Source organism: Hirschia litorea (assembly GCF_042665075.1).
Classification (GTDB): domain Bacteria; phylum Pseudomonadota; class Alphaproteobacteria; order Caulobacterales; family Hyphomonadaceae; genus Hirschia; species Hirschia litorea.
On sequence record NZ_JBHTBR010000009.1, the window covers coordinates 157,684 to 171,335 of the forward strand.

A 13,652-nucleotide genomic window follows, 5' to 3' on the forward strand; every position below is an offset into this window, starting at 1 on the left:
AGCTGCTTCTAAGATAGCTGTCTGAAAATGCTCCATATCTTCGATATAATGATCCGCAGGAACCAATACCAAAACCGCATCTTCGCCTAAATTATCATTCACCCAATGCGCAGCAATACCCGCAGCCGCAGCCGTATCACGTCCCATTGGCTCTTCAAGAATGGCACTTACAGGAATATTGTTTTCAAGTAGCTGTGTCTCAACTTCATTTGCATAAGCCTGAGAACAAATAATCAAAGGTGCAGCACTATTTGGCACGGCATTCATGCGCAATGCTGTATGCGTCAGCAATGAATGCTCACCAAACAGGGTTTGCAATTGTTTAGGCTCATGAGACCGCGATAGAGGCCAAAGACGTGTGCCGCTACCTCCACACAAAATCGCAGGTACAATCTTTAGCATAATTTTCCCCCGTTTAAATTGCTGTTTGATTGCATTTGATATTAATTAAAAACAAGTCAAAAAGTAATAATATTCTTGATTTTGATGAGAATAATTCAGTGTGGATTTGTTTTATGTCATTCTTTGGTAAGACATGGCAATTTTTACAAGTTGAGGAAAATAGGCCGAGCGCGGTTATAAATGTAGAACCATTGTTTCAAGGGGAGTGAGATGTATAAGCAGTTTGGAGCAGCACTATTCCTTTGGGCAGGCCTTAGCGGTTGCGCTTTTTTGCAGCCCGAACCGTACCATACAGTGACAGACATCTCTCAGATACAGGGCGACTGGCTTATTCAGACCGTTGAAGGCAAAAAACCTCAGCGTGAGCATGCGACAGCTCGTTTCCGAGTGACGGACGGTGGTTTTGTGGCAAGTCTGGGGTGTAATGGCATCTCTTTGCCGGGGCAGATTACACGGTCGGGTGTATTTGTAACCTCTGAGGAAATAGATTCCATGATGACAGTAAAGGGGTGCTGGCATAAATGGACTGAAGAAAAAGAAAGCGATCTTTACAATCTCTTCCAAAATCAGCCAGTTATAACCTTATCGGGTACGTCCTATATGCGTATTTCCGATGGCGTAACGGTCGTGCAAGCACGCAAATAATGGCCTAATGTGTTGGGGCGTTCTGGCGTCGGTTAAAGTCATCCCATACGGGCAATATCGCAAGAATTATCAAGAATAATGCCAGTGGCAATGTGGTGTAGTAATGGATGGTTTTAAATCCAATCGCGCCAATTAGACCACCAATAAAAAAGCTAAAAACTAAGAGCGACAAAACTTTCAATCGCTTTAAATCGGCTACGACTTTGGGTAGTTGGTTTTTGGTGTCATTGCGATAGCATAGCTTGCCTAGCTCAATACCGATATCGGTTACAATTCCAGTTATGTGCGTTGTGCGAATAACAGCTTTTGACAGCTTCGTAATCACTGCGTTTTGTAATCCCATTATGAAGCTGAGAAGAAGAATGATGAGGGTTATCATAATGCTCTCATGCGCCTTCATAAGCGTTCCCAAAACCCCAAAAACTAAGATAAGCATCGCCTCCAAAAGCAGGGGGAAGGCGTATGTGCTGTGCCGTTTATGACGTTTAGAATAATTGACGAGGATGGCTGTTAAAGCGGCACCTATTGTAAAAGAAACGAGAATGCCAAACCCTAATAGAGTGAGGCTATAGGCACCTAGCGCGATGTTATCCGCCATAGAAGATACAATGCCAGTCATATGCGAAGTGTATTGGCCTACAGCAAGAAACCCACCGGCATTGATGGCACCCGCTATGAATGCGAGACAATAACCAAGATTTGCATTTGCAGCATCACTGCGCGATGTTCCTGAGAGATTGCGTAAGGATTTTAAGAGCATGGGCTGATATTCTGTTAGAATTTGCAGGATGCCCATTCATACGCCCAACCTAACCAGACGTCGAGTTGGCAGGTTGCCGCGAAGGCCTAAGCCCAGATGGTGTGTTGGCAAAAGATTGAAACGCCAATTGCAATCAGAACAATTCCACCAATAATTTCAGTGCGATGGCCTAATCGCGCTCCGACAAGGGGAGCGATAAGAAAACCAACTGTGCTGATGATGAAACTAGTCGTTCCAATTAATAAACATACCCAAATGCTTGTGCCAGCCATGGCAAGGGCAATACCAACTGCTGCGGCATCAATACTTGTTCCAATCGCGGTGATGATCGTCCCAATAAAAGAGGTGGGGTGAGGCGCATTATCCTCATCGTCATGATTTAGGCCTTCTTGGATCATCCTTACGCCGATAACGGTCAGCAATATAAGCGCGATCCAGTGATCGAAGGCTTGAATAATGCCCGCGAAATAAGCTCCCATACCAAAGCCAAGGAGACACATTAGACCTTCTGCCAGCCCAAATGTTAGGCCTGATTTAATAGCATTTCTAAGTTTCCTGTGCGGTGCTTTAGCACCAACAGCGAGAGAGGCTGCAAACGCATCTGTTGATAGACTCAAGCTGAGTGGAAGGAAGGTAAGAATGGAAAGCATGCATGTGGCTATAATTGCCTTTTGCTCATTTCACCAGACGTTATTGCAAAGCTTTGGGAGGGATGTATCAAAATAAAAGAGCCGTTCTCAGGGGGGAGAACGGCTCAAAACAACTTTTGCAAAAACGTATAGATTGGTGGGGGGAAAATACGTTCCCACAAAGTTGTTTATTCTAAAATATCAAAGCGTTTTAAGCAGCTTTGCGTTTGTGACGACCTTCTTGAACTTCTTCAATTATCTTGTTGGTAAACGCTTCAATGTCACCAGGGTTTCGTGACGTAATTAAACCGCGATCCACAACCACTTGTGAATCTTCCCAATCACCACCCGCATTTATGATGTCTGTTTTGATTGAAGGGTAGCTTGTGACCTTACGTCCAACGACCACATCCGCTTCAGCAAGTAGCCACGGGGCATGACAAATTGCAGCTAACGGCTTTCCTGAATCGAAGAAGTCACGCACAAAGCTAACAGCTTTTTTGTTCGTGCGAAGAATGTCTGGGTTCATTTGACCGCCTGGAAGGACAAGCGCGTCAAAATCTGAAACTTGAGCGCTGTCTACTTTGATATCGACGGCGATATCTTCATCCCAATTACCATCTTTCCAGCTTTTGATTGAACCTGTGTCGGTTGAGATAATGGTAATATCAGCACCTGCCTCCATAAGGCGGCGTTTGGGTTCAAACAATTCAGATTTCTCAAAACCATTTGTGGCGAGGATTGCGATTTTAGCATCTTTAATTTGGGTCATTGGCTGGGGATTCCTTTCGCTTAAAGTGCTCAAATTATTTAATTTAAGTGTGATGAGAATTATGACATTCGGCGAGTCATGCGGGAGGGGGCACCACATGACTCGCACTTTCCGTTTCAATCAGGGTCTTCTCATGTATGGAGTTACTCACTCCATGCTGCACTAACCCAAAGGCATGGTGAGAGTTCCAAGCTTTTTGAAATTTAATGTTGTTGAATTTATCTGTCCGAAATTGAGTTTAGAAACGCGCGTGGGGAAGGGCACATATCCGTAATATTTGAATATAAAAAAGCCACGCTGAAAGTTCGGCGTGGCTTTAAAGAATTATAGGAAGTTTGGGCTTTACTTATTCAGCCATTAAAAATGCCAAATATTCATTTGCGCGTGCAGACCAAGCTTCTTCTAAGTGGCCGGTGCCTTCATAAACGCGAAATTGTGCTTTCGTGTCGTCCCAACCATTATCTCTAAACCAAGCTTTGATATCGACTGTGTGTCGTGCATAATATTGGTCAAGATCTTCAGTGCCTTCGTCAAACCAGATGGTTTGTGGGTATTGGCCTAGTTTAGAGCTTTCCAGATAGGTCAGCATTGCCTCTGTAGCCGCATCTGCAACTGGTCCTTCAGGTTGGGCGAGGGGCCAGTGGGTTGAGAGGCAGGCGGCTTTGCTGAAGACTTCAGGATATTCAGCCAGAGCGTATAGTGACATCAATCCACCCATGCTTGAGCCCATTATATAGGTCGTTTCTCTTTGCGGAGCTGTTGCGAAATTTGTATCAATATAAGGCTTTAATTCCTCAACGATAAACTTTAAATAGGCATCGCTATAGAGTTCAGGACGCCCACCTTCAGGGTTTCCTTCAGAGGGTATAAAGGCACTATCGGGCAGGTTATCAATGACTTTTTCTGGTGCGTATTCCCACCATCTTTTCTCAGTATTCCACATGCCTACAATAATAGCAGGGCGCATATTTTCTTCTTTGATGAGTTTGCTAGCGGCTTCATCCAGATTCCATTCCACGCCGCGATAGGACCCTTCAACCTGCATGAGGTTTTGTCCATCATGGGCATATATGACAGGATAATTTCCGGCATCTGCATCATACCCAGGTGGCAGCCAAATAGTTAGACCGCGTGGTTGGATATATTTAGATTCAAATGCATCCATTTTAACAAATTGACCAAAATCATCCGCAGCAATAGGGGGTGTATTTTGATGTGTCGTTTGGGGTGCTTCACTTGCCGATTGCGCAGGGGCTTGGTGGGGCGCGCAATTGCTTATTGCAAAGACACCCATGAGGGTAAGGGATGTGAAAATCCGTTTCATATCTGTATTTTCGCTCTTGCTCAGTGTTGAGGGTGATCCTTTGTTTAAATGTTGCATCCATAATTTGACTTGAGAATGTGATTTCTGGCGCAGGGATTCTTGACGCAGAGTTGTATGCTTAAAGTAAAGGCAAATAGGGTGTGTATCTCTCTTTTAAGCTAAAAAAGTCGCTTATTAATAATATATTTGATTGGCAAAAATACCAAAAAACACAAGAAATCCCATCAAGCCCATTCATTAGGCTTGTTTTCTCTCTAATATTATTGCCAGATTATAAGAAGACAAAATAAATCGGGGTAGGAGAAGTGAGATTGACTGGAGAAAATCCAGCGATTTTCACGCTACACAGCATAAATATAAAAGCCAATTGATTGGTTTTAGGTTTGTGAATCACAAGCGCTTTGGTGCTGTAGATATGCATCTATCGTTTTAGTAGGCTTCAAGTACTCTAAGTTGAAGAGCACAATTCGTGCTGAATCTTGTGTAAGCCTTTGAAGATATATCGGCTTCCCCAAGGCAAGTGTTTGAGGGTCGTAAGTGATGCAACCAATTCAATTGGCGATTTTCGTCTTAATTACTGGTCTCATTGGATTGGCAACATGGTGGCAATGTCGCAAAGCTGATTCTGGAGATAAGAGTTCAGGGCATGATTACTTTCTCGCAAATGGCGGGTTGAATTGGTATTTCGTGGCGGGTTCTATCACGCTAACCAACTTATCGACTGATCAGCTTGTTGGCATGAATGGCAATCAGATGTTGGTTGTTGTGTGGTGGGAGCTGGCAGCCGTGTTTGGCTTGTGTGTGCTCACATTTGTGTTCTTGCCAATTTATTACCGCAATAACTGTACGACTACGACCGAATTGCTTCAAAAGAAGTATAATAACAAGCATATACGTGCTGTTATTTCCTTGTTGTTCTTGTTGGGTAATCTCTTCATTTTCTTACCTGCCATCCTATATGGGGGTGCGCTTTTCTTAAAATCCATGACTGGAATTGAAGTTCCTCTCATTTTGATTTCAATCGCTTTCGCTATAGCAGGTGCAACTTACGCCATTTTGGGTGGGCTACGGGCAGTGGCCGTATCGGATACATTTAGTGGGGTGTTGATCTTATCCTTAGCTGTTTTGGTTGCTGTTCTGGCTCTAAACGCTATTGATTTTGATCTTTCAGGTATTCCGCCCGAACGCCTTACGCTGTTTGGCGGGGCAGATTCTCCAATTCCATGGCCCACATTGCTGACGGGTATGGTTTTCATTCAGATTTTCTACTGGAGCACGAACCAAACGATTACGCAGCGCGCAATGGCATCTCCATCTCTTCGGGAAGGGCAAAAAGGGGTATTGGTTGCGGCTGCTATCCGTTTCCTCATTATTCCAGCGATTGTCGTTGTGCCCGGTATTGTTGCATTCAAATTGTATGGAGACATCAATGATGCAGCTTATGGACGTATTGTAGGCGATGTATTGCCCGCTTGGTTGTCGGGTGCATTTGCTGCGGGGATCGCTGCGGCAGTGCTCACCACCTTTAACAGTATCCTAAACTCATCTGCGGCGCTTTATGTGTGTGATTTGCACGAGCCTTATGTGGGCAAGGTGAAAAACATTCCGCGCGTTAGCGCCATATCCTCAATTGCGATGACAATTCTAGCAGTCGCTCTCGTGCCAGTGTTTGCAACTCAAGAGAGCATCATTAACACAGTGCAGCAATTATATGGCTTGCTTTCCATGCCAATTCTGTCTGCCTTTATCGTGGGTTTGGCTTTCAAAAATGTGGAAGCATGGGCCGCGATTATAGCTGTGGTGATTGGTGTGCTTTTCTACGCATTCATGAGCTTTGTCTGGACACCTGTGCACTATATTCACGCCATGGCGATCACGCTTATCGTCAGCGTATTATCAGCGCTCATAGTGAATCTTATCGTGTTTAGAAAACGGGCTCAGCTGGTTTTCTTATCCTAAAAAGAAGCTGCCTTTGTGTTTTAACTTAGTTTTGCGGATGTAATCCAATGAGTGTTCAACCAAGCCTTGGTGTCTGTTATTTTCCCGAGCAACGTGATGAGAGCGAGTGGCAAAACGATATTGATCTCATGGTGTCGATGGGCCTAAAGAAAGTTCGCATTGCCGAATTTTCTTGGGCGCTTTTAGAGCCAAAAGAGGGGGGCTATGAGTGGGGCTGGCTAGATCGCTCAATTGATCTCATTGGCGCTGCTGGGCTTGAGGTCATCTTGTGTACACCCACTGCGACACCGCCCAAATGGTTGATAGATAAACATCCCGATATCTTGGCGGTAGATGCAAACGGGCAGCCACGTAAATTTGGGTCACGTCGTCATTATTGTTTCTCTTCCGCGATATATCGGGAAAAAATGTCGGGTATTGTAACGGCTATGGCGCAACGCTACGGCCAAAACAAATATGTGACGGCATGGCAGGCGGACAATGAATATGGCTGCCACAATACCACGCGTAGTTATTCCAAATATGCTCAAAAGGCATTTCGAGTGTGGTTAAAAGATAAGTATCAAACAATTGACCGCTTGAATGCTGCATGGGGCAATGTGTTTTGGAGTATGCTTTATGCTTCATTTGAGGAAGTTGATCTGCCAAACCAAACGGTGACAGAACCCAACCCCTCGCATGTATTGGACTTTTACCGTTTCTCTTCAGATCAGGTCGTCTCATACAATAAGCAACAGGTGGATATCCTTCGGGCGCATTCACTTGGGCGCGATATGATCCATAATTTTATGGGTTTTTATCACGAGTTCGACCACTTCAAAGTGGGGCAGGATTTGGACATATCCGCATGGGATAGTTATCCCACTGGATTTTTGGATATGTTCGCGTTTTCGGATGAAGAAAAGGCGCGCTATTTCCGCCAAGGACATCCTGACATTGCCGCTTTTCATCATGATTTGTATCGTGGGTGCGGTAACGGTCGATGGGCTGTCATTGAGCAACAGCCGGGTCCAGTAAATTGGGCGAGACATAATAGCGTCCCTTTGCCGGGCATGGTGCGTTTGTGGACGCATGAGGCAATTGCTCATGGCGCTGAATTTGTAACATATTTTCGGTGGGATCAGGCGCGTTTTGCCCAAGAGCAAATGCATGCAGGTTTGCTGCGTCCAGATAATGCACCTTCTCCTGCGTATGGAGAGGCACAGCAAGCAGCTGAAGAAACAGCTAGTTTGCCACGCGCAGAAACGACGAAAGCAAAAATCGCCTTTGTATTCAGCTATGATGCGCTTTGGTTATATGAAGCCCATCCTCAAGGCGCACAATGGTCATATCCAGATATTTGTTTCCGTTGGTATTCGCAATTGCGTTTATTGGGCCAAGACATTGATATCGTGTCGTCAGAGATGGATTTAGCAGATTATGATCTAATCGTTATTCCGTCCTTGCCCGTTGTCGATGATGCGTTGGTGGAAAAACTAAAGGCAACGCAAGCCATTGTTTTAATGGGGCCGCGAACTGGGTCTAAAACTCCAAGTGTACAAATCCCTGAAAACCTCGCGCCGGGAAAATTGCAAACGCTATTGCCGCTAAAAGTAACGCAGTCAGAATCCTTGCCGCCTAATGTATCAGAAACCATCGCTTATAAGGGGGGCTCTTTTAAGGCAGGTGTTTGGTTAGATTACATAGACAGCGATTTAACACCTTTGGCAGTGAATGCTCTTGGAGCAGGGGTGTTATACCGCAATGATAATTATCTATTGCTGGGCACATTACCTGAGGCAGACTTCCTGAATCAAATTTTGCGCGACCTTGCCAATGAAGCAAAGCTGCCGATTGTGGACATGCCGGTTGATCTACGTATGCGCCACAAAGGGGCGTGCACTTATGTGATGAATTATGGGCAGGCAGAGATAAAGCTGAATGAGAACTTGGCTGGGGCAAAAAGCGAATATTTAGTTGGGACCGCAAATGTCCCATCAGCTGGAGTTTCCATATTGGGGGAGCAAGGGCAGGGGAATAAGTAAGTTTGCTTTACTTATGGTGAGTTGTGATAGTCTGAACGCTCAATTTTGAATGTTTAATTTCGGGGTGTAGTGTAAAGGATAGTAATTTCAGATGTCGGACGTCGTTGACAGAGAGTGTGCAGAGCCACGTGAACTCAATCGCTTTGTCGTAAGAAATACGACAATATCGCCATTGGGTGGACTTCGTATTGCTGGGATTCTTGAAGCGAGCGTCGGTGTAATTGAAACATCACGCGTATTCACACGATATTCCATTGCCTACATCATTTCTGGTAAGGGCTATTACACGGGCAAAACGACTGGAGATTTCGTCGTATCCTCTGGTGATGCCATCTTAGTACGCCCCAATGAAGAGCATTGTTATAGACCTGACCCGGGCACTGTCTGGAGTGAGCTTTTCTTTGAGTTTGAAGGGCCGGTCTTTGATTTGTGGTTTGAAGAAACCAATTTTGATTGGGGAAACCCGGTAAAAAAACTTGAGCCTATCGCGTATTGGAAGGACCGTTTTCTGCATACAATAGGAGAGGAGAATAATGGCTTCTCACCTAAAATGTTGGCTGAATGTCTGCGTATTCAAACTTTGTTGGCAGATATCCAAAACGCGTCTCATTCGGTGGCCGTTGAAGAAATGGCATGGCTTGAAGAGGCAAAAAAAGCGTTGATTGACCATGCTAATGGCAAGGAAGCGGCTGACGCATTAGCGCTCAATTATGAAGTGTTTCGTAAACGCTTTAAGAAGTTGACCGGATTATCCCCCGGCAAATACCGCAATTCCCTCGTGATGGATAAAGCTTGTCAAATGATGGATGATGATGAGGTCACAATTCGCAGTATTGCGGAGGAGTTGGGATTTTGTGACGAGTATCATTTCAGCAAACAATTTAAACGCACGATTGGATGGACACCGCGTGATTTTAGAAATCGTTTTTGCGGGGATAATAAATTGATTAGCGGATACCAAAATACACAAAACAGCTCCAATACAGCCATGGTATAAGCCTTTTTAGAGGGGCATTATGTTTCCATAATTTCGGTTTTGGCTTGAAAAGTTTGAGTTAAGCAGCATCATTTTCAATGAAATATGATGTGAAATGTGGAGAGATGTCGGTCTTTGAATTGGCCAAATTATCTACATTCTAGCTCAGTCAGCTTGCATAGCCTGTATCTATGGAAGCGCTTTAAATGACGACTCAATTGGTTTCAGTTTGTTCTTCAAAATGCCAACTCGTTTTAGATGTGAGTGGAGGTAGACGCCCGCGTATCGTGTATTGGGGCGCGGCATTGAAACATGCCAATTTTGAAGAGTTGGGTTTATTGGGGCAACGCCAATGGGCCTATGGTGGAGCCGGTATTGATATTGCGTCTTCACTGTCCAATGAATTGGGAGCCGGCAATATTGGCCCCTCAGGTTTCCTTGCGCATAGGCAGGGGAAGGATTGGGCTGCTTTCTTCAAAACAATTGAAGTTAACCAAATTTCTAAACACCAAGTGCGCATTGAGTGTGTTGATGAGAATTTAGATCTTCGCGTCGTTTATGATGTGTCGATTCATCCCGACAGCCATGTGATGGAAGCTTCCACCGAAGTGATCAACCAAGGAAAATCTCAGCTAGAGATCGACTGGTGTTCTGCGCTTTGTATCCCATTGGATCAGCGGTTTGATAGATTGCTCGGATTTTCTGGACGCTGGGCATATGAATTCGCACAGGAAGAAGTTGATTTCTTCCGCGGCAGTTATCTGCGCGAAAATAAAAATGGCCGCACCAGTCATGACAACTTTCCGGGCCTAATAGCAAAAACAGGTTTCACAAGTGAAGAAAACGGCCTCGCTGCTGGGTTTCATTTGGGTTGGAGCGGAAATAGTCGTGTCCGCGCTGATCGAAATTCAGATCAACGTGCTTTTGTGCAAATGGGAGAATTATTCTTTCCAGGAGAGATGCAATTAGCGCCTCAAGAATCCTATAAAACACCCGTATTATACGCTGCATGGTCAGAAGAGGGGCTGAATGGTCTCTCACACCAGTTTCATGAGCATGTGAGAGGCAAAGTGTTGGATGGGCGTATTCGCGGCAAAGCGAGACCGGTTCATTATAACACATGGGAAGCTGTGTATTTTGACCATTCCGAAGAAAAACTGATCGCCATCGCTGAAAAAGCGGCTGAAATGGGTGTTGAACGTTTTGTGCTGGATGATGGATGGTTCGGATCGCGTCGAAGTGATAAATCAGGCTTGGGCGATTGGTTTGTATCTGCGGATATATATGCGCGTGGCCTGCAACCTCTTGCGGATAAAGTACGTGATTTAGGTATGGAGTTTGGGATTTGGTTTGAGCCAGAAATGGTCAATCCAGATAGTGATCTATTCCGCAAACACCCTGATTGGGTTCTTGAAGCGCCGGGCGTAGAGCAGATCCCGTTTCGTGACCAATATGTACTCGACCTTACAAAAGACGATGTGTTCCAATACTTGTTCAACACAATTAGTGACATCGTGAAGACCTTAAATGTTGCATACGTCAAATGGGATATGAATCGTGATATTCACCACCCTGGCAGTGCAGGACGTGGGGCAATACACAAGCAAACCTTAGCGGTATATGCCCTTATGCAGAAGCTAAGAACCACCCATCCAGAGCTAGAGATCGAGAGCTGCGCATCGGGTGGAGGGCGTACAGATTATGGAGTTTTACAGCAAACAGACCGTATCTGGACATCTGACAGCAATGACGCGCTGGACCGTCAACGCATCCAACATGGGGCAAGTTATTTCTTCCCATTGGATGTAATAGGTGCGCATGTTGGCCCTAAAAACTGTCACATTACAGGGCGCGTATATTCGATAGAATATCGTGCAGCAACAGCGTTATTTGGTCATATGGGGCTTGAATTAAACCTTTTGGCGGAACCCAAAGAAGATCTTGAGACACTAAAAACAGCGATTTCTCTGTATAAAACACACCGCGAAACTTTGCACACCGGAGACTTCTACCGCATTGAAAGTCAAGAGTATTTGAATGTTGTGAGTGTCGTTCGTAAAGATAAATCTGAAGCTTTGTTATCGTGTGCAAAGGTGATGCAACACACAACATCACTTCCAGAGCGCGTGCGTTTTGTGGGCTTGGATGCAAGCAAATCATACCGCGTAAAAATTGTGTGGCCGACAGCAAATATAAGTATCACATCGCCTTCGATTGTGGAGCACGCAGATTTCTTAGGAGAGGGGTATGTGTTTTCCGGTGAAGCATTGATGCGTCAAGGGCTGCAATTGCCAGTGACTTATCCTGATATCTGTTTGTTATTTCATATTAAATCCGAAAATTAGGGGGTAGAAATGTCTCAAAGTGAAGACATTTATGACCTGCTTATTATAGGTGGGGGTATCAACGGAGTTGGTATTGCGCGCGATGCCGCTGGGCGTGGCTTAAAGGTCATGTTGGTTGAGAAAGACGACCTTGCTCAACATACATCCTCTTCAAGCACAAAGCTCATTCATGGTGGTTTGAGATATCTTGAAAACTATGATTTTGCACTTGTCGCTAAGGCATTGAAAGAGCGAGAAGTATTGCTGCGTGCAGCGCCGCATATTATCTGGCCAATGCGCTTTGTTCTCCCGCATCAAAAGGGGCAACGCCCAGCGTGGCTTATACGCATGGGATTGTTTCTATACGATAATTTTGGCGGCCGTGAAATTTTGCCGGGTACAAAAGTTTTACGTCGGAAATCAAGTGAAAAGTTTGAACCTTTAAAATCAACATTTCAATTAGCGTTTGAATATTCAGATTGCTGGGTCGATGATGCGCGCCTTGTCGCGCTGAACGCTGTTGCAGCAAAAGAAAAAGGCGCAGTGATAAGAACACGCAGCCGGTGTGATGCATTGGTGCGAATGCAAGATATGTGGGAAGCCAGTATCGGCGCGGCTAATGGTACACACGATAAAGTGCGCGCTAAAGTCGTCGTGAACGCGGCAGGACCGTGGGTGGATGAGCTGAGCAATCAGGCAATAGGCGGGCAGAACAAAGCGAGCGTACGCCTTGTAAAAGGCTCACACATTATCATCAACAAGAAGTTTGAAGGGAGCCACAGCTACTTCTTCCAGAATGGTGATGGTCGCATCATGTTCGCTATTCCCTATCAAGAAGGCCGCATGACGTTAATCGGTACAACTGATGAGCTTTATACGGGGGACCGAGATGTCGTTGAGATCTCTGAGAAGGAAATTGAGTATCTTATCTCCAGCGTAAATGAGTATTTTATCGCGCCAGTAGAGCGCCAAGATATCGTCTCAACATATGCAGGTGTGCGGCCGCTGTATGATGATCAGACAGAGAATGTGTCCAAGGTGACGCGCGATTATGTCTTATCTTATGATGACAAGGCCGGTGCGCCATTACTATCTGTTTTTGGCGGAAAAATCACAACTTATCGCACTTTGGCAGAAGCTGTGATGACGAATTTACAAACACAATTCCCGCATATGTCAGAGAGTTGGACAAAGTCGGCGCATCTGCCAGGAGGGGATATCCAAAATGCGGATTTTGATGCCTATCTGGCAACCGTCAGCGTGCGTTATCCATGGTATGATGAGCGACATTTAAAACGGATGTTGCGCGCCTATGGTACGAGAATACATGAGATTTTTGCAGATGCTCAATCAATGAATGATTTGGGAGATGTATTGGGAGAGGGATTTTCCCAAGTTGAACTGAACTATTTGATTGAGAATGAGTTTGTAAAGACAGCAGAAGATGTGTTGTGGCGACGAAGCAAGCTTGGGCTGCACCTCAACTCCGAACAAATATCAATCCTAGAAAACTGGTTTAAGGCTGCGTCGATACATTAGAGGCGCCGATTGTTTCCAACATGCCGCTTTAGACAAAATATGCGTCTAAATAAGTGGGAAAGAGAAGATAAAATGAGTCAGAAAAATAGCAAAAAGCCACTAAGAAGTGCGCACTCATATGGCAAATTGGATAGAGATGGCTTCATTCACCGGTCTTGGATGAAGGCGCAAGGTTATCCAGAGGATGTGTTTGATGGGCGTCCTGTCATTGGTATTTGTAATACATGGTCGGAATTGACGCCGTGTAATTCGCATCTGCGCGAGATAGCTGAGTTTGTAAAACGTGGTGTGTGGGAAG

The 13,652-nt window shown here is 45.1% G+C and carries 12 protein-coding genes; 7 read left to right on the top strand and 5 right to left on the bottom strand.

Going from position 1 to position 13,652, the window contains the following annotated elements:
• The coding region (locus tag ACFQS8_RS15490; RefSeq protein ID WP_382169076.1) for a sugar phosphate nucleotidyltransferase at positions 1 to 402 on the bottom strand (402 nt) is incomplete at its 3' end.
• A gap of 210 nt (positions 403 to 612) precedes the next feature.
• Between ACFQS8_RS15490 and ACFQS8_RS15495 the strand changes: the two genes are divergently transcribed.
• Positions 613 to 1,047, top strand: a complete 435-nt coding sequence (locus ACFQS8_RS15495) for a hypothetical protein (protein ID WP_382169078.1) — start codon at positions 613 to 615, stop codon at positions 1,045 to 1,047.
• A gap of 4 nt (positions 1,048 to 1,051) precedes the next feature.
• Here ACFQS8_RS15495 and ACFQS8_RS15500 read toward each other — a convergent pair whose 3' ends face one another.
• The 4 genes from ACFQS8_RS15500 to ACFQS8_RS15515 form a co-directional block, all read right to left on the bottom strand.
• Positions 1,052 to 1,807, bottom strand: a complete 756-nt coding sequence (locus tag ACFQS8_RS15500) for a YoaK family protein (RefSeq protein ID WP_382169210.1) — start codon at positions 1,805 to 1,807, stop codon at positions 1,052 to 1,054.
• A gap of 86 nt (positions 1,808 to 1,893) precedes the next feature.
• Positions 1,894 to 2,457: a manganese efflux pump MntP gene (locus ACFQS8_RS15505; protein ID WP_382169080.1), complete on the bottom strand. Its 564-nt coding sequence runs from the start codon at positions 2,455 to 2,457 to the stop codon at positions 1,894 to 1,896.
• Positions 2,458 to 2,647: 190 nt separating this feature from the next.
• Positions 2,648 to 3,208, bottom strand: coding sequence for a type 1 glutamine amidotransferase domain-containing protein (locus ACFQS8_RS15510; protein WP_382169082.1), 561 nt, complete (start codon positions 3,206 to 3,208; stop codon positions 2,648 to 2,650).
• A 346-nt stretch (positions 3,209 to 3,554) separates the two neighbouring features.
• A complete protein-coding gene (locus tag ACFQS8_RS15515) occupies positions 3,555 to 4,532 on the bottom strand; it encodes an alpha/beta hydrolase (RefSeq protein WP_382169084.1) in 978 nt (325 codons plus the stop codon).
• A 540-nt stretch (positions 4,533 to 5,072) separates the two neighbouring features.
• Between ACFQS8_RS15515 and ACFQS8_RS15520 the strand changes: the two genes are divergently transcribed.
• The 6 genes from ACFQS8_RS15520 to ACFQS8_RS15545 all read left to right on the top strand — a co-directional run.
• Complete coding sequence (locus tag ACFQS8_RS15520; protein ID WP_382169212.1) at positions 5,073 to 6,491, top strand: SLC5 family protein; 1,419 nt, start codon at positions 5,073 to 5,075, stop codon at positions 6,489 to 6,491.
• A gap of 47 nt (positions 6,492 to 6,538) precedes the next feature.
• Positions 6,539 to 8,515: a beta-galactosidase gene (locus ACFQS8_RS15525; protein ID WP_382169086.1), complete on the top strand. Its 1,977-nt coding sequence runs from the start codon at positions 6,539 to 6,541 to the stop codon at positions 8,513 to 8,515.
• A 91-nt stretch (positions 8,516 to 8,606) separates the two neighbouring features.
• The gene (locus ACFQS8_RS15530; RefSeq protein WP_382169088.1) at positions 8,607 to 9,512 is read left to right on the top strand and encodes an AraC family transcriptional regulator; all 906 of its coding nucleotides are present in this window, start codon (positions 8,607 to 8,609) and stop codon (positions 9,510 to 9,512) included.
• 185 nt (positions 9,513 to 9,697) lie between these two features.
• On the top strand, positions 9,698 to 11,836 hold the full coding sequence (locus ACFQS8_RS15535; protein WP_382169089.1) for an alpha-galactosidase: 2,139 nt from the start codon (positions 9,698 to 9,700) through the stop codon (positions 11,834 to 11,836).
• A 9-nt stretch (positions 11,837 to 11,845) separates the two neighbouring features.
• Positions 11,846 to 13,354 (top strand): glycerol-3-phosphate dehydrogenase, encoded by a 1,509-nt coding sequence (locus ACFQS8_RS15540; RefSeq protein ID WP_382169091.1) that lies wholly within the window; start codon positions 11,846 to 11,848, stop codon positions 13,352 to 13,354.
• Positions 13,355 to 13,426: 72 nt separating this feature from the next.
• A partial coding sequence (locus ACFQS8_RS15545) for a dihydroxy-acid dehydratase domain-containing protein (RefSeq protein ID WP_382169214.1) occupies positions 13,427 to 13,652 on the top strand: 226 nt, incomplete at its 3' end.